This window comes from Gilliamella sp. B3023, assembly GCF_026536845.1.
Taxonomy (GTDB): domain Bacteria; phylum Pseudomonadota; class Gammaproteobacteria; order Enterobacterales; family Orbaceae; genus Gilliamella; species Gilliamella apicola_E.
This window is the reverse complement of record NZ_JAFNNH010000007.1, coordinates 18210-35379: the sequence shown is the minus strand read 5'-3', so window position 1 is coordinate 35379 and position 17170 is coordinate 18210. Positions and strand designations below refer to the sequence as shown.

At 37.1% G+C, this 17170-nt stretch carries 15 protein-coding genes, 1 pseudogene and 1 riboswitch; of the genes and pseudogenes, 5 read left to right on the top strand and 11 right to left on the bottom strand.

The annotated features are described in order from the left end of the window. Nucleotide 1: 1 nt before the first annotated feature. The 5 genes from infA to leuS form a co-directional block, all read right to left on the bottom strand. A complete protein-coding gene (gene infA / locus J3U16_RS05815; protein ID WP_025315083.1) occupies nt 2-220 on the bottom strand; it encodes a translation initiation factor IF-1 in 219 nt (72 codons plus the stop codon). Nucleotides 221-438: 218 nt separating this feature from the next. Further along, nucleotides 439-1095 (bottom strand): nicotinate-nucleotide adenylyltransferase, encoded by a 657-nt coding sequence (gene nadD, locus J3U16_RS05810; protein WP_267331649.1) that lies wholly within the window; start codon nt 1093-1095, stop codon nt 439-441. Beyond that, entirely contained in the window at nt 1089-2093 is a 1005-nt protein-coding gene (gene holA, locus J3U16_RS05805; protein WP_267331648.1) for a DNA polymerase III subunit delta, read from the bottom strand. The genes nadD and holA overlap by 7 nt, the downstream gene beginning before the upstream one ends. Before the next feature lie 2 nt (nt 2094-2095). Continuing rightward, complete coding sequence (gene lptE, locus J3U16_RS05800) at nt 2096-2590, bottom strand: LPS assembly lipoprotein LptE (RefSeq protein ID WP_065562599.1); 495 nt, start codon at nt 2588-2590, stop codon at nt 2096-2098. Between the two features lie 36 nt (nt 2591-2626). Next, nucleotides 2627-5209, bottom strand: a complete 2583-nt coding sequence (leuS, locus tag J3U16_RS05795; RefSeq protein WP_267342627.1) for a leucine--tRNA ligase — start codon at nt 5207-5209, stop codon at nt 2627-2629. Nucleotides 5210-5444: 235 nt separating this feature from the next. Here leuS and J3U16_RS05790 point away from each other — a divergent pair, with 235 nt between their 5' ends. After that, entirely contained in the window at nt 5445-6065 is a 621-nt protein-coding gene (locus J3U16_RS05790; protein WP_267342626.1) for a hypothetical protein, read from the top strand. 161 nt (nt 6066-6226) lie between these two features. Here the strand turns inward: J3U16_RS05790 and bamD are convergent. Then, a pseudogene (bamD, locus tag J3U16_RS05785) lies at nt 6227-6949 on the bottom strand (outer membrane protein assembly factor BamD); the annotation flags it as partial. A 92-nt stretch (nt 6950-7041) separates the two neighbouring features. On the opposite strand from bamD, the gene rluD reads away from it, so the two are divergent. Both rluD and pgeF read left to right on the top strand, forming a co-directional pair. Continuing rightward, nucleotides 7042-8016, top strand: coding sequence for a 23S rRNA pseudouridine(1911/1915/1917) synthase RluD (rluD, locus tag J3U16_RS05780; protein ID WP_267337387.1), 975 nt, complete (start codon nt 7042-7044; stop codon nt 8014-8016). Between the two features lie 9 nt (nt 8017-8025). Continuing rightward, a complete protein-coding gene (pgeF, locus tag J3U16_RS05775; protein WP_416380746.1) occupies nt 8026-8775 on the top strand; it encodes a peptidoglycan editing factor PgeF in 750 nt (249 codons plus the stop codon). A 33-nt stretch (nt 8776-8808) separates the two neighbouring features. Here the strand turns inward: pgeF and J3U16_RS05770 are convergent, their stop codons facing one another. Next, nucleotides 8809-9423, bottom strand: a complete 615-nt coding sequence (locus J3U16_RS05770) for a 7-carboxy-7-deazaguanine synthase QueE (protein WP_267338917.1) — start codon at nt 9421-9423, stop codon at nt 8809-8811. Further along, complete coding sequence (queD, locus tag J3U16_RS05765; protein WP_065733885.1) at nt 9420-9848, bottom strand: 6-carboxytetrahydropterin synthase QueD; 429 nt, start codon at nt 9846-9848, stop codon at nt 9420-9422. The genes J3U16_RS05770 and queD overlap by 4 nt, the downstream gene beginning before the upstream one ends. Nucleotides 9849-9850: 2 nt before the next feature. Continuing rightward, nucleotides 9851-9896: riboswitch (PreQ1 riboswitch) on the bottom strand. A 269-nt stretch (nt 9897-10165) separates the two neighbouring features. Between queD and clpB the strand changes: the two genes are divergently transcribed. Then, on the top strand, nt 10166-12736 hold the full coding sequence (clpB, locus tag J3U16_RS05760; protein ID WP_065562591.1) for an ATP-dependent chaperone ClpB: 2571 nt from the start codon (nt 10166-10168) through the stop codon (nt 12734-12736). A gap of 467 nt (nt 12737-13203) precedes the next feature. Further along, nucleotides 13204-14001: a Cof-type HAD-IIB family hydrolase gene (locus J3U16_RS05755; protein ID WP_065733887.1), complete on the top strand. Its 798-nt coding sequence runs from the start codon at nt 13204-13206 to the stop codon at nt 13999-14001. A 116-nt stretch (nt 14002-14117) separates the two neighbouring features. Here the strand turns inward: J3U16_RS05755 and J3U16_RS05750 are convergent, their stop codons facing one another. Genes J3U16_RS05750 through J3U16_RS05740 form a run of 3 tightly spaced genes read right to left on the bottom strand, consistent with a single transcriptional unit; the run spans nt 14118 to nt 17168 of the window. Further along, nucleotides 14118-15470, bottom strand: a complete 1353-nt coding sequence (locus J3U16_RS05750; RefSeq protein WP_267342623.1) for an FAD-binding oxidoreductase — start codon at nt 15468-15470, stop codon at nt 14118-14120. 13 nt (nt 15471-15483) lie between these two features. Then, nucleotides 15484-16155 carry a methionine ABC transporter permease gene (locus tag J3U16_RS05745; protein ID WP_065562588.1) on the bottom strand — a complete coding sequence of 224 codons (672 nt, stop codon included), beginning with the start codon at nt 16153-16155 and terminating at the stop codon, nt 15484-15486. Next, nucleotides 16155-17168, bottom strand: a complete 1014-nt coding sequence (locus J3U16_RS05740) for a methionine ABC transporter ATP-binding protein (RefSeq protein ID WP_267342622.1) — start codon at nt 17166-17168, stop codon at nt 16155-16157. Before J3U16_RS05740 ends, J3U16_RS05745 begins: the two co-directional genes overlap by 1 nt. Nucleotides 17169-17170: the final 2 nt, after the last annotated feature.

The window sequence follows — 17170 nt, the reverse complement described above, 5'->3', positions numbered from 1 at the left end:
ATTAGCGACTACGGAATATGATACGTGCTTTTGAAAGATCGTAAGGTGTCATTTCAACAGTTACTTTATCGCCAGTAAGAATACGAATATAGTTCTTTCTCATCTTTCCAGAAATATGTGCAGTAACAACATGACCGTTTTCAAGTTCAACTCGGAACATCGTATTCGGAAGAGTATCAAGAATAGTACCTTGCATTTCAATGTTATCTTCTTTTGCCATTGGGGCCTCTTAAAATTAAATACAAATTAAATATACTCAAATCAATATTCCGATTTTCTTTATGTTTAATTAGAAAAGCGAATTTATCAACTAAAACACCAATTTTTGGTGTGTGCAAATTCATTGAATATGAGTATAGACACAGAACAGCTATAATCAGATTATCTAAATATAGCGGCAAAATAATGCCGAAAAAACTCACAGATGTAAAGTCATTTCTAACATTTCTTTGAATTATAAATTCCATGTTCATGTATGTAGTGCCAAACTTTGCTCGGTAACAACTTTTCACAGCATTGTTGATTATCGATATTTAGCCTTATTTCTGTCGCTGAAATCGATTCAAGTGGTGTATTAGCAAAATAGATATAACCATTTGGATAATGATGTAACGCTTGGCTATCTTTTGTTTGATGTTGATTAATCCATGCTTGCAAATTGCTATCATCGGTGGTTTGGGGATAACCTGGCCTTTTACAAATAAGCAAATGACAATAATCAAGCAACTTTTGCCACTCTTTCCAAGTGGGTAAATTAAGCAAAGAGTCTTGCCCTATAATAAAAGCCAAGCCTGATAGGGTACCATTTTGTTCACGCCATGCCCTAAGCGTATCAACAGTAAAAGAGGGTTGATTGATTAGCTGTGGTTCTAATTCTCGTGTATCGATGGAAAAAAGCGAATAATCAGATATAGCTAATTTTAACATAGCTAAACGTTGTTCTGTTGTGGCTTCTGGCTGTGGTTTATGAGCAGGAATTCGATTTGGCAATAAACTAATATTATTCAATCCAACCTCTTTGGCTAAGGCTAGAGCAGGGCGCAAATGCCCATAATGGATTGGATCAAAGGTGCCACCAAAGAGTGCCGTTAACAATTATCTAATCCCATAAACTGCATAGTTAAATTCAACAGAGCATCCCAAATAGGTAAATCATTATTATGTTTTAAGCTAATCTCGATTTCAGTTAAAGTGGCCAATAGAGCAAATAGATGCTTGATATCGAATCGACTTAAATAATCACTATACATCTTTCTTTTATTTTGCCAAATTCGATATTCGTCAAAAACTTGGCGCGGGGATTTTTCTGCTAAAGCCAATTTTAAATTGATCAACAAAATCAACTCACGTTGAATAATACGCAATAATATCAATGGCTCGAAATCATTCATTTTAAGCTGGTGTAACACATGCATTGCCCGCTTAGATTTATTGTAAACCATTGCATCAACCCAATGATAAGGCGAGAATATTGCTGAATCATTAATATTTGATTCTACTTGCTCATAATTAATAGTCTGATTAGGGTAAAGTAACTTTAATTGCTCAATAATTTGCGTTAAAGCCAACAAATTACCTTCATAATAATAACTAAGCAATTCAATTCCAGGTTGCTCAATTGTCATTTGCATTTGTTGCAAATAGGTTTTTATCCATGATGGTAATTGTGCTACTTCTGGCGTTGAACAATTCACAACCACTAAATTATCAGACAAGGCCTTATACCATGCTGAATTTTCTTGAGTCTTGGTAATCTTAACTAAGCTGATTATCAACCCGATATCAGGGGTTAACATTTCACATAACGTATTTAATTTTGTAGCAACTGAAACATTAAGCACACCTTCACCAATTTCTAAACAGAGCAAGGTTTTATTAGAAAACAAATTCATTGCCTGACAACTGTCATACATTGCCGGCCAATCAGTTTGAGCGTTTATCGTGAAAGAAAGTTGCTCGTCATATCCAGCTTGTTTAAAAGCTTTACGTAACTCAGTTTGCGCATAATGTTGCAAGTAAGGATCACTACCTAAAATTAAATAATAGGGTGATCCTAACTGATGGATGATTTTTTCTGCACTAATTTTTTTCATCGTTAATTAGGGGTATCAACCGATTTTAATTTACGGATGATCTGTTTTGCAGCCTGCTTATACATTTCGTCTTCAATTAGATTTTGCTCGACTGTTTTCGCAAGAGCTGCGGCTGGATTATCAAAGAACGTACGGAAAACACGAACATTAATTGGATGAATTTGTTCACCCGCAATTACTACTTGAGCTTGAATCGTTAGTACTAATTGATATTCTGCTGCTTTACCATCTTGATAAATGGATATGGTGCTTTTACTCAATGAATCACCCACTATTCTGAGTGATGGGTAATTGGCTGGATCATTAATATTAGCCAAAGTTACTTTATTATCGCGTAGCAACTCTTTAATATTTCTCGATAAACGACCATAAGGATCACCACTAACATATGAAAGCGTTTTAAATCGAGCAGGGACTTCAGTTTCATATTGCAAATGAAATCCACATCCCGTTAGCGATATCGCCAATAACATCAGTAAAGCTAAATATTTTTTCATTGGTATTACCACCTATATCCAAGTTATCCAACAATATTAACTTACAACCAGATTCAATAATTTACCTGGTACATAAATCACTTTGCGAATTGTGGCATCAGCTAAGTATTTTTCAATATTTGGCTCTTGTTTAGCTTGCTCTACAACATAATCTTGCTGAGCATCAGCAGGTACAGTGAATTTACCACGCACTTTACCATTGATTTGCACAACAATTAATTTTTCGTCTTCAACCATAGCTGACTCATCAGCAACTGGCCATGAAGCATTATCAATTGTTTCACTATGACCTAATGCTTGCCACATAACAAAACAAGCGTGTGGCATCATAGGATAAAGTAATCGAACTACTGCATTTAAAGACTCATCCATCAATGCGCGATCTTGATCAGTGTCTTGTGGTGCTTTTTGTAAGCGATTCATAAACTCCATCACCGCAGCAATAGCTGTATTGAAAGTTTGACGACGACCAATATCATCACTCACTTTAGCAATTGTTTTATGTAATTCACGACGTAAAGCTTTCTGATCAGCATTCAATTTAGCGATATCGAGCGCAGCAGTTTTACCAAGTTGAGAATGCTCGAAAAGTAAACGCCAAACACGTTTAATAAATCGATTAGCGCCCTCAACACCGGATTCTTGCCATTCAAGCGTCATATCAGCTGGGGATGCGAACATCATAAATAAACGAACAGTATCAGCTCCGTATTTTTCTACCATCTCTTGTGGATCAATACCGTTGTTTTTCGATTTTGACATCTTAGTCATACCAGCATGAACAAGTTCATTGCCTTTACTATCTATTGCTTTAGCAATACGGCCTTTATCATCACGTTCAATGGTCACCTCGGTTGGTGAAACCCAAATACGCTCGTTAGTTGGGCTGGTATAATAAAAAGCATCAGCTAAAACCATACCTTGGCAAAGTAAACGTTTAGCAGGCTCATCTGATTTAACCAAACCGAAATCACGCATCAATTTATGGAAGAATCGGAAATAAAGTAAATGCATAATCGCATGTTCGATACCACCAACATACTGATCAACAGGTAACCAATAATTAGCTGCTTTTTCATCTAACATACCTTTGTCATAATGCGGGCAAGTATAGCGAGCATAATACCAAGATGACTCCATAAAGGTATCAAAAGTATCTGTTTCTCGAAGGGCTGGTTGACCATTAACAGTTGTTTTTGCCCACTCGGGATCGGCTTTAATAGGACTGGTTATTCCATTCATTTCAACATTTTCAGGTAAAATGACGGGAAGTTGATCTTCAGGTGTTGGGATCGTTGTACCATCTTCAAGCGTCACCATTGGAATCGGTGCCCCCCAATAACGTTGGCGAGAAACACCCCAATCGCGTAAACGGTAATTCACTTTACGGTTACCAATACCTAACGCAATAAGTTTATCGGCGATAGCATTGAAAGCTTGATCAAAATCAAGACCATCAAACTCACCTGAATTAAATAATTTACCGTGCTCAGTATAAGCTTGCTCAGAAACGTCAGGAGCTTGCCCATCTTGATTTAAGATAACTGGTTTAATTGGTAAATTATATTTTGATGCAAATTCATAATCGCGTTCATCGTGACCCGGTACAGCCATCACAGCACCAGTACCATATTCAATTAATACAAAATTAGCGATCCAAACTGGAACCTTATTACCGGTTAATGGATGGATGGCAAAAAATCCAGTCGCCATACCTTTCTTTTCCATTGTAGCCATATCAGCTTCAGCGGTTTTCGTGGTTTTACATTCAGCAATAAACTCAGCAATTTTAGGATTGTTTTGCGCAGCTAATTGAGCAAGAGGATGCTCAGCCGCCACAGATACAAAACTCACACCCATTAACGTATCAGGGCGAGTAGTATAAACGCGTAACTTATCGCTATAATTTTCAACAGCAAAGTCAAATTCCACCCCTTCAGAACGACCAATCCAGTTACGTTGCATGGTCTTAACTTGTTCTGGCCAACTCTCAAGAGTATCTAAATCATTCAATAACTCATCGGCATAATCAGTGATTTTAATAAACCATTGTGGAATCTCTTTACGCTCAACCGGAGTATTACAACGCCAACAACAACCTTCAACTACTTGCTCATTAGCTAGAACAGTTTGATCGTTAGGGCACCAGTTAACAGCTGAAGTCTTTTTATAAACTAAACCTTTCTCAAATAATTTAGTAAAAAACCATTGCTCCCATTTGTAATACTCAGGACGACAAGTAGTAACCTCACGGTCCCAATCATAACCAAAACCAAGTAATTGCAACTGCTTCTTCATATAAGCAATATTTTCATAAGTCCATTTAGCTGGTGCAGTATTATTTTTAACGGCTGCGCCTTCTGCTGGCAAACCAAATGCATCCCAACCGATTGGCTGTAAAACATTCTTGCCGTTTAAGCGTTGATAACGTGAGATCGTATCACCGATTGTATAATTACGGACATGACCAAGATGCAAACGACCTGAAGGATAAGGAAGCATTGACAAACAGTAATACTTCTCTTTAGATGGATCTTCAGTAACGTGGAAAGTTTTCTCTTCTTGCCAATGTTTTTGTACTTTGGCTTCAATTTCATCTGGGCGATATTGTTCTTGCATGACGAATTAATGTCCTATCTATTATTGCTAATAAAAAATAATTTGCTAATTGTATTGGTTATTGGCACGTTTTACAAACGATATATGAAACAAGGAGGATGATTTGATACCAATATTGATATGAATTAAAATCAATAAAGTTAACAATAAAAATAAAAAAAGAAATAAATCTTTGCTTCCCAGTATATATTAAAAAAACTTAAGATATATTTCTAAAAAATATCAGGAATAGTTTATGGAAAATCGTACATTTGAATTTCGCTGTTTCACTCGGCGCTCATTTATAAGTTTAATGATACTCATTTGTTGCTTTGGTGTTTTAGTCCTTGGTTGTCTCATGTATTTATTTTTCTCTGATGCGATCATGCTGATGATTCCCAACCAATACTTTGAGGTTATTTTTATTGTTGGACTCCTTGTTCCGGAATTATTTTCTGTCTTTCTATTTGCTATATGTATTGCTCGCTTGTTCCGTAAAAAAATGACGATCAATGTCAATTCATATTCGATTAGTATTGATGACCATAAAAAATTGAATCAAACGTTTCAATGGTCAGCATTACAAACAGTAATAATGCTTAAAAGTACCGTAGTGCTATATCACACGATTATTTTGGAGTTTGATAATAAGCTTATTAATATGATGGTGGCAAAAAGTATATATTTATCCAAAAAAGATATTGATCAATTTCTTCAATTTATACAATATGTCGATGAACAAATTATAAAACCAGATTTTACATTATCCTCATCGGATACAACGTTATCAACTAAACTTACCCAAGAACTAACAAAAGCATTAACAAATACAAATTATGATCATGGAGAATACCGTTATTTATATGTTAGAAAGTAACTCATGGGCATATATTGTTTATAAATTACTGATAAAAAAATGGCTATTTAAATATTTAAATAGCCATTATTTTTTAGATCTGAACTAAATTAACCACCATTAAATACACTTAAGAAGCGAGAAAAGTAAGATTTCTTCTCTTCAACAGGCATATTTTCAAGATTAGCTTGTATCAGTTTATCGACTTTTTGGCTTTCGTCAGTCAAACCTAATTCATTATAAGCATTACTCAATAACGATAATGCTGTTTTTGTTGAATCAGTATCAGGAAATAACGCTAACATTTGAATGACTCGATTTACCACGGCAACATAAGCGCCACGGTTAGTATAATATTGAGCCACTTTTAACTCATAGCGAGCGATACGGTTCTTTAAATATACTAAACGTTTTTTTGCATCAGCGGCATAACTACTAGTTGGAAAACTAGAAACCAAATAAGTAAAATCTTTAAATGCTGCCATCGCAAATTCAGGATCACGATCTGAACGATCAACATTAAACCAACCCTGAATAGTATTATCATTTTGCGCCATATTGTTAATACCGCGCATATAAATCACCCAATCGATATTCGGATGGGTTGGATTTAATTTTAAAAAGCGGTCAATTGACGCAATGGCCATAGGATAATCCGCATTTTTATAATAAGCATAAATCAAATCGAGTTGGACTTGTTGTGAATAAGGTCCAAAAGGATAATTTTTATCAATCGTTTCTAAGACAGTAATACTCGATTTTAAATTCCCACCTTCAAGCTCAGTTTTGGCTTTATTGTGTAACTCAATTTCTGATACATTTTCGACATCAGGCTTTGTACTCGTACAACCAATTAGCGCGCTACTTAAAGCGATGGCTAACAAAGTATTTAAACGAAGTTTCATTCAGTTTTAATCCAAAATATAATTAAACATTAAAGGCAATGATTAGTATATAATACTCTAAATCATAACAGCTTAAAATAGATAAATTACACATGCACAAGTTAAAACTTTCATCAGAAATAGAGCCAACACAACTTGGAATGCGTCTGGATCAAGCTTTATCGGAGCTTTTCCCTGATTACTCAAGATCTAGAATTAAAGAATGGATCGTCAATAATCACGTGTTAGTTAATAATAATATTGTAAATAAACCCAAAGAAAAAGTTCTCGGTGGAGAAAAAATTACTATAGACGTTGAAATCGAAGAAGAAACATATCACCAACCTGAAAATATCGAACTCAATATTGTTTATGAAGATGATGATATCTTGGTTATCAACAAACCTCGAGATCTTGTTGTTCACCCCGGCGCAGGTAACCCAAATGGTACAGTGCTAAACGCATTGCTTTATCACTATCCTGATATTTCAAGAGTACCAAGAGCGGGTATCGTTCATCGCTTAGATAAAGACACAACAGGGCTAATGGTCGTTGCTAAAACCATCGAGGCACAAACCCACCTAGTTGAATCGCTACAACATCGTGAAATCACACGTGAATATGAAGCGGTAGCGATGGGAATAATTACAGCAGGTGGCACAATCGACCAGCCGATCACTCGCCATCCTACTAAACGAACGCATATGGCCGTATTCCCGACAGGAAAGCCAGCGGTTACCCATTATCGAGTCATGGAAAAATATCGACTTCATACTCGACTACGGCTAAGGCTAGAAACTGGCCGAACTCACCAAATTCGCGTGCATATGGCTCATATCGCGCACCCCCTCGTGGGTGACCCACTATATGGTGGACGACCAAGACCGCCAAAAGGCGCGAGTGAATCCTTTATCCAAACGCTACGCGAATTTGATCGTCAAGCTTTACATGCAACAATGCTACGTTTATATCATCCAATTACAGGTGAACTTATGGAATGGCATGCGCCAATACCGGATGATATGTTAACATTAATTCATGCGTTACAAGAAGATACAGAACTTCATAAAGATGAACTTGATTGGTAAATAAAAATGATTAAATCAATATATCCTTATTGGCCTGCACCGAGTAATGTTCACGCTTTCACCTCCACTCGCATTGGAGGGGGAAGCCTTCCACCTTTTGACAGCTTAAATTTAGGTAGTCGAACAGGGGATGACTTAAATAATATCGTAGAAAATAGAAATCGCTTAATACAAGCGGAAAAAGTGCCAAGTGAACCTTACTGGTTAAATCAAACGCATAGTACAACTGTCCTAGATATCACAAAAGTAAAACCAGCAATCAATGCGACACGATTTGAAGCTGATGGCTCCTACACTAAGCAAGCTAATCAAGTCAGTGTAGTTTTAACTGCTGATTGTATGCCGGTACTATTTTGCTCAGTTAAAGGCGATCAAGTTGCTGCTGCTCATGCGGGTTGGCGAGGACTATGCCATGGTATTTTAGAAGAAACCGCAAAAAAATTTCAATGCAACACCAATGAAATTCTCGTTTGGCTAGGACCAGCAATCAGTGCACAAAAATTTGAAGTAGGTATTGAAGTTAAAGAACAATTTGAAGAGTATGACAAAAATGCTCACCATGCATTCAAATTTATCGAAGGCAAAAAATATCTGGCCGACCTTTACATGATAGCTAAACAGCGATTAAACGCGATCGGAATTACTCAAATTTATGGTGGTAATTATTGCACGTATACTGAGCGCGATCTGTTTTACTCCTATCGAAGAGAAAACAAAACGGGAAGAATGGCGACAATGATATGGTTTGAAGAAAAGTGATAAACCACTAGTTTAATGGCAGTTAATAAAAAACTACTCAATATTAGCAAACTTATGAGTCTGCAAACTTAACAGCCATTTGTTATCGATACGATTATGGTTAATCTGACCTAACAACTCAATGGTATCAAACATATTCATCTCACCATTTATCTCGCAAGGAGACAAATAGTAACGCTTAGCTTCAATATGCTGCTCAATGAAGTGACAAAAATCGATAAAGCCAGCTTGTTTTTCAGCGACGATTCGAACTTCATTGGCAGTTGATTGCAGAATGTTTTGGTAACGACTTTGATAACAAAATTTAGGACTCAGTGCAACATAATCAATTAATGGATCAACCTTACCCAGCCCATTACTCTCAATAGCAATATAATAACCAGCCTGCTTCAAATGGGACAACAATATAGGTAAATCTCTAACCATAGTAGGCTCACCGCCAGTGATAATAATATTAGAACTCTTATATTGCCCGACCATCGCCAGTAATTGCTCTAACGAAAAGCGCTTAAAATGACGAAAATTAGTATCGCACCAACTACAATTCAAATTACAACCAGCAAAACGAATAAAAATAGCAGGCATACCCGTATTATAACCTTCGCCCTGTAAAGATTCGAAGATTTCAACAATGCGATACTCAATCATTTTTCGCTCCGATGATACTCACAATAAGAAGAGGGGGTTTCCCAAAGCTTAATCATCGACACCGGCAAAAACTGAGACAAACGTTCGAAAATAAATTGGCTCATTCCTTCCGCTGTAGTACGGCAAGGAAAAGCAAAAACTTTACGCTCCATTTGTTCTAAAAGCATAGCTATTTGGCGTTCATTAGCATTATCTTGATGATAAAGATAAGCATGATCCAATTGATCAACAATCTGCTGTTTTACAATCAACTTAAGATCAGCATAATCCATTACCATATCAGCGCTGGATCCACTGGAAATAAGATCATCGCTGATCTCGACTAACAAACGGTAGGTATGACCATGAAGGTTATGACATTTTCCATTATGCCCATCAAGCATATGACAAGCATCGAATTGAAACTCTTTAGCAATTTTAAACATATAATTTCCTAGTTTTTTTACGTGGGATGGATCACGAACCACGGTTGGCTAACTTAAAAGCGAGGCTAATATAAAGGATAAAAACCCATGTGTCACCCAAATTTTCTCAACCTTATTGATTAATCGATGATTTTTCAAGCTACTTTATCTTTCGCAAAGAAACGAGTAATATATATACAGCTTTGTTTCAAAAAATCGTCAAAAATATTGTTAATCAGCTCTTGAAATTTATTCTTCCACACTTATTTAGTGAATATGCAAATGGATTGAATGTTTTAAACATTTAAACCAAATCTATTGCTTAGGAGATAAATAATATGAGGTTAGATAAACTCACAAACAAGTTTCAACAAGCTTTAGCTGATGCTCAATCAATGGCATTAGGTAAAGACAATCAATACATAGAGCCTATACATGTGCTATCAGCCATGTTAAACCAAGAAGGAAGCAGTATAAATCCATTACTCGCTGCTTCAGGCGCGAATGTTGCGACATTACAACAAGAACTAAATCAAGCAATCGAACGCTTACCACAAGTTCAAGGTATCGGTGGTGAAGTTATACCATCACAAGAATTTATTAAAATCTTAAATTTATGCGATAAATTATCCCAAAAAAATGGCGATAGCTACATCTCGTCTGAACTATTTATATTAGCGGCATTAGATGAAAAAGGAAGCCTAGCAGATATCTTAAAAAAAGCAGGCGTTACTAAAGAAAAATTTAGCCAAGCTGTTAACCAAGTGAGAGGAAGTGATAACGTGAACGATCCTAATGCTGAAGATCAACGTGGTGCATTAAAAAAATACACCATTGACCTAACTGAACGCGCAGAACAAGGAAAACTTGACCCAGTAATCGGTCGTGATGAAGAAATTCGTCGCACAATACAAGTATTACAACGTAGAACTAAAAACAACCCAGTACTCATTGGTGAACCAGGTGTTGGTAAAACCGCTATTGTTGAAGGACTTGCACAACGAATTGTTAACCGAGAAGTACCAGAAGGATTACGTAACAAACGCGTATTATCATTAGATATGGGCGCATTAATTGCTGGTGCTAAATATCGTGGTGAATTTGAAGAACGCTTAAAAGCGGTATTAAAAGATATTGCCAAAGCGGAAGGCAGCATAATTTTATTTATTGATGAAATTCACACCATGGTTGGTGCAGGTAAAAGTGACGGGGCGATGGACGCTGGAAACATGTTAAAACCAGCATTAGCTCGAGGTGAACTACACTGCGTAGGAGCAACTACACTTGATGAATATCGTCAATACATAGAAAAAGATCCAGCATTAGAACGTCGATTCCAAAAAGTCTATGTAGCAGAACCAACAGTTGAAGACACGATCGCAATCTTACGTGGCTTAAAAGAGCGCTATGAACTGCATCACCACGTACAAATTACTGATCCAGCCATTGTTGCTGCTGCAACTTTATCGCATCGTTACATCTCTGATCGAATGTTACCCGATAAAGCGATCGACTTAATCGACGAAGCAGCATCAAGCATCCGTATGCAAATGGATTCAAAACCAGAATCATTGGATCGACTTGAAAGACGTATTATCCAACTCAAACTTGAACAACAAGCGCTCAAGAAAGAGTCTGATGATGCAAGTAAAAAACGACTAGAGATGTTAAACGATGAACTTGCTGAAAAAGAAAAGGATTATGCATCACTTGAAGAAGAGTGGAAGTCAGAGAAGGCTGCACTTTCGGGCACTCAAAATATCAAGGCGGAGCTGGAAAAAGCGCGTACCGAGATAGAACAAGCTCGCCGAATGGGTGACTTGAACAAAATGTCCGAATTACAATATGGCAAAATTCCAGAGTTAGAAAAGAAACTGGCTTCTGCAACGCAATTAGAAGGCAAAACCATGAAGTTATTGCGTAACAAAGTCACCGATAACGAAATTGCCGAAGTACTATCTAAAGCAACGGGTATTCCTGTATCAAGAATGCTTGAAAGCGAAAAAGATAAACTACTTCACATGGAAGAAGCCTTACACAAACGTGTAATCGGTCAAGACGAAGCGGTTGTTGCCGTTGCTAATGCGATTCGTCGCAGTCGAGCAGGGCTATCTGACCCTAACAAACCAATTGGATCATTCCTATTTTTAGGACCAACAGGGGTAGGTAAAACTGAACTTTGTAAAGCCTTAGCTAACTTCATGTTTGACAGTGAAGATGCAATGGTTCGAATTGACATGTCCGAATTCATGGAAAAACATTCCGTGGCTCGATTAATCGGTGCGCCTCCTGGATATGTTGGTTATGAAGAAGGTGGCTATTTAACTGAAGCAGTAAGACGTCGACCATACTCCGTCATCCTACTTGATGAAGTTGAAAAAGCGCACCCAGATGTATTTAATATTTTATTACAAGTGCTTGATGATGGCCGATTAACTGATGGACAAGGCAGAACTGTGGATTTTAGAAACACAGTCATTATCATGACATCTAACTTAGGTTCAGACCTAATTCAAGGTCACGTCGAACTAAGTTATGACGAAATGAAAGCTTTAGTTATGACAGTGGTAACCCAACATTTCAGACCGGAATTTATTAACCGAATTGATGAAACAGTGGTATTCCACCCACTAGGTCAAGAAAACATTAAAGCAATTGCAAAAATACAACTCGCTCATGTTGAAAAACGCCTAGAAGAACGTGGATATGAAATGGATATCTCTGATAGTGCACTAGAACAACTTGCCAAAGTTGGCTTCGACCCAATTTATGGTGCAAGACCATTGAAACGTGCAATACAGCAAGAGATTGAAAACCCACTAGCTCAACAAATTTTATCGGGTAAATTAGTGCCTGGTAAAAAGATTCATCTAGACGTAGATGATGGAAATATTGTTGCAAAACAATAAGGTTACTTACTTATTGCGTCGAATAGGCAACAATATAAATAAGCCAAAAAGCCTGAAAAGAAATTTTCAGGCTTTTTTATCACTAAAATTGCGCCATGCACATCTCAATTAAATAAAAAAAAGTTGAGGAGCGGGGTTTTTGAGGTGTTAATTGCAGGAATAATTAGAAAATAAAAATCCTGAAAGCTTCTTGTCAGACTTTTTTGTAGAAAATCTTAAAACTTAAAATTGACAGTTCAACTAATCAGAAAAAATTCTTGTCTTAAATTTATAACCTAAATTTAACACCTAAATAACCGCCTTATTGACTATAAAAATTGGTAATATTTTGGGTTTAATCCTTTCAATTAATAAAAAAAGGTGGAATTAAATGTTCATCTCTATTTCGGCTTTATCATATTGTTTCTCTATAGAGAATTTGGCAAAATGAATAAAGAGCCAGTTAATTCATTCTAAAGGATGCAAATATGATCAAGTTAATCATCACTGATTTAGATGGAACATTCTTAAATAGCCAAGGCGACTATGACCGAACATTATTCACTCAAGTCTATGACCTTATGGCAAAACAAAACGTCCAATTTGTTGCATGTACTGGAAAACAGTGTGAACGAGTAGAAGAACTCTTTGCCGATTATCTCGATAAAATTTGGATAGTAGGCGATAGTGCCACCACAATCAAACATAAAGGTGAATTTATCTATCGCTCTTTTATCGAAAATCAACTTGGGCAACGTATCATCAAAACCCTTGAACAAGCCAGTCAAGAGCATGTCATCATTGCATGTACTGCAAAAGGTGCAGTAATCAAATCTAATTTGCCTGCACACCTAAAACAAAAAGTCCGAGGATCGTATGCAACAATCATCGAAGTGGATGATTTTAAAACTGTCGCTGACGACTTTATCAAAATTACCGTGTATGACGAAAAAGAACAATGCCCACAAACACGCAAGCATTTAACACCGTATGATAATGACGTTTACATCGTCGTATCAGAAGCCGCTTGGATAGATATTACTGAACACAACGTCCACAAAGGCAACACCATCAAAAAACTACAACAAATCTTAAATATCACCTACCAGGAAACAATGGCATTTGGTGATGGGCTCAACGACATAGAACTGCTCGAACAAGCCAATTACAGCTTCGCAATGCGTAATGCTTTCGACGAAACTAAAGCAGTAGCAAAATTTATTACTGGTTCAAATAATGAAAGTGCTGTAATGACAACAATACAACTTATGTTAGCGCTTCAATAAAAAAATTGAGGAGCGGGGTTTTTAAGACTTCAAAAACCCCGCTCCTCAACTTTATTTATTCTCAATTTGCCACTGATTTATCTCATCTAAAAGCAATCATTAAAATACTGCTCGGATTAAATCATCGTCATATAAACCTGATTATTGAGTAAATTTTTAGGATCAAACTGCTGCTTGATAGCGTGCATAAGTTGGCGATTGGCTTTGGGAATAGCATCATTATAATAGCTCACTTTCGCTGTACCAATGCCATGTTCTGCCGAAGGTAATCCACCAAGTTCAAGGCATTTTTGATAAAGAGCTTGATGAACTTGCTGTAGATCGGTATCCCACTGTTTATCATCACGATCATCACGCAAAATGCATAGATGAATATTTCCATCACCAGCGTGACCAAAGGCTAACATGCGTACCTTGGTTTTTGCTTCAAGCTGTTTGGTGAAGTGAATAAAATCGGCAATACGATTTATTGGAACCACAATATCAATCGGATCTTGTTCGGTCACTGCCTCAACCGCTCGCACTAATGAACCGCGAATCGTCCAAATTTGACTAGCTTGATTGCTATCTTCAGCAACAAAATAGTCACAGTCACCTAAATTCGCTAATAATTGCTTTCGTTGCTGTTCGATGGATTGTTGATCTGATCCATCAAGCATAATAATCAAATAAGCTTGGCTATGAGGTAGTGGGAATTGAAATCCTGAATACTTCTCGCCCCATTGTGCAACTTTACGTTCCACAAACTCTAGCGCGGTTGGCGTTAGGGTATGTAAAATGGTTGTGATACTGGCAATAGCCTGCTCAATAGTATTAAAACCAACAACAAATGTTTGAGATATTTTCGGCTTGGCGATCAGTTTTAATGTACATTGGGTAATGATGCCTAAAGTACCTTCACTGCCAATAAACAGATGCTTTAAAGCAAGCCCAGTATTGTCCTTAACATTTTTACTGCCAATATTTAACACACTCCCATCTGCCATCACCACCTCAAGTGCTTGCACATAGTCACGAGTTACACCGTATTTTACCGCACGCATCCCTCCTGCATTAGTACTGATATTTCCGCCAATAGTGGAGGATTTAGCACCCGGATCAGGTGGATAAAAAAGATCATACTGCTCAACAAACTGTTGTAAATCCTGCAATAAAATGCCGGGCTGTACCGTAATAGTGAAAGTTTCCTTGTCTAACTCAACAATCTCATTCATCAATGATAAATCAAGAATAATGCCACCATTAGGAATGGTTGAACCCACTAAATTCGTCCCAGCACCGCGAGTGGTAATATTCAGATTATTGGCATTGGCAAATTTAACCACATCCGCTACTTCTTCGGTCGTTTTAGGATAAACTAATATATCAGCCTGCCCATATTTAAGCTTTAAACCATCGGTCAAGTAGGATTGTGGGATGGCATCTGCCAAAACAATGCGTTTTGAATCTTTAATGATAAGATTGTTCATACTAAATTACTCACTATTTATAGCTTCTATCAAAGTGATTGGCTAACTTGTCACCGAGGTATTGAATCACCATCACAATAAAAATAAGAATAACAATACACAAAATAAGCACCTCGGTTACATAGCGTTGATAACCATAACTGATCGCCAAATCACCAATACCACCGCCACCAACAACCCCAGCCATTGAGCTAAAGCTGATAAGTGAAATAGTTGTAACCGTTGCGTGTCGTATTAATTGCGCCATTGCCTCAGGAAACAATATCCCAAAAATAATACGCATATGTGATGCACCACTTGCTACCGCAGCTTCGATCACGCCTTTATCAATTTGGCTAAAAGCGTTTTCGGCTAACCGTGCATAAAATGCAATAGCGGCAAGTGAAAGCGGTAAAATTACCGCTTTAGGACCCACTGCGGTATCAACCAACAGCGCGCCTAAAGGTAACACCGTAACCATCAGAATTAAAAATGGAATTGAACGGGTTGCATTGACGATAAAATTCGCAATACTGTTTATGATTCTATTTTTAAAGAAGAATTGATTTGACATTAAAAACAGCAATAATCCGATTAATGTGCCGAAGATCAAACCAGCTAATAATGACCAACTTACCATAATGAATGTCTCGTAAGCGGCTTTCCATAACATTTGCGCTATTTCGTTAATGGTGAGTTTAATCATTAGTTTATTTCCTCAATAATGACTTCTTGATCGGCCAATTTGGTGATTAAATTTTGGATATTAGTCGATTCACCAATCAGCTCGATCACCAAATTACCTAAAGCTTGATTGTCGAAATATTCAATAAACCCATGCAAAATATTAAATGACACACCGGTTTCAATCGCTGATTGATACAGAATTGGCTGGGTAGTGTTTTCGTTAATGTAACGCAAACGAACCAATTTACCTTTCACATTTTGCTTTATAATATCTGGCAAATGGGTATTTTCATCGATATTAAGAAATTCTTGTGTGAATGGCTGTTTAGGGCAGGCAAAAAGGTTAAACGTGGTATTCATTTCGACAATTTCACCTTGTGACATTACCGCAACTCGGTGGCAGATTTTTTTAACCACATCAATTTCATGGGTGATTAAAACAATAGTTAAACCAAATTTTTGATTAAGCTGTTTTAACAAATCAAGAATCGCGCTGGTAGTAGTTGGATCTAAAGCACTGGTGGCTTCATCACACAACAAAATTTTGGCATCATTAGCCAGCGCTCTGGCAATACCGACTCGTTGTTTTTGCCCACCACTGAGTTCAGCAGGGTAGGTATTCGCTTTATCACTTAACCCAACTAAAGCAAGCAATTCGTTGACTCTATTTTTAACCGCATCGCCTTTTTTACCAGCGGCTTTAAGCACAAAAGCAATATTTTCATAAACGGTTTTTGATGATGCTAAATTAAAGTTCTGAAAAATCATCCCAACATGAAAACGAAACGCTTGCAATTCACGCCCACGTAAGGTTTGAATATCAACACCATTAATAATAACTTGCCCGGACGAAGGTTCAGCAAGCCGATTAAGCGTTCTTACTAAAGTACTTTTTCCCGCACCGCTCGAACCAATGATCCCGAAGATCTCGCCTTGATTGACATCAAACGAGACCTTTTTAACCGCTTCAACAACTTGATCTTTGGCTTTAAATCTTACAGAAACATCTTTTACTTGAATTAAAGTCTGCATAA

Bases quoted from the DNA above. Each gene is read 5' to 3' on its own strand.
- infA (WP_025315083.1), bottom strand. From the start codon at position 220: ATGGCAAAAGAAGATAACATTGAAATGCAAGGTACTATTCTTGATACT.
- holA (WP_267331648.1), bottom strand. From the start codon at position 2,093: ATGAAAAAAATTAGTGCAGAAAAAATCATCCATCAGTTAGGATCACCC.
- lptE (WP_065562599.1), bottom strand. From the start codon at position 2,590: ATGAAAAAATATTTAGCTTTACTGATGTTATTGGCGATATCGCTAACG.
- leuS (WP_267342627.1), bottom strand. From the start codon at position 5,209: ATGCAAGAACAATATCGCCCAGATGAAATTGAAGCCAAAGTACAAAAA.
- J3U16_RS05790 (WP_267342626.1), top strand. From the start codon at position 5,445: ATGGAAAATCGTACATTTGAATTTCGCTGTTTCACTCGGCGCTCATTT.
- rluD (WP_267337387.1), top strand. From the start codon at position 7,042: ATGCACAAGTTAAAACTTTCATCAGAAATAGAGCCAACACAACTTGGA.
- J3U16_RS05770 (WP_267338917.1), bottom strand. From the start codon at position 9,423: ATGATTGAGTATCGCATTGTTGAAATCTTCGAATCTTTACAGGGCGAA.
- queD (WP_065733885.1), bottom strand. From the start codon at position 9,848: ATGTTTAAAATTGCTAAAGAGTTTCAATTCGATGCTTGTCATATGCTT.
- clpB (WP_065562591.1), top strand. From the start codon at position 10,166: ATGAGGTTAGATAAACTCACAAACAAGTTTCAACAAGCTTTAGCTGAT.
- J3U16_RS05755 (WP_065733887.1), top strand. From the start codon at position 13,204: ATGATCAAGTTAATCATCACTGATTTAGATGGAACATTCTTAAATAGC.
- J3U16_RS05750 (WP_267342623.1), bottom strand. From the start codon at position 15,470: ATGAACAATCTTATCATTAAAGATTCAAAACGCATTGTTTTGGCAGAT.
- J3U16_RS05745 (WP_065562588.1), bottom strand. From the start codon at position 16,155: ATGATTAAACTCACCATTAACGAAATAGCGCAAATGTTATGGAAAGCC.
- J3U16_RS05740 (WP_267342622.1), bottom strand. From the start codon at position 17,168: ATGCAGACTTTAATTCAAGTAAAAGATGTTTCTGTAAGATTTAAAGCC.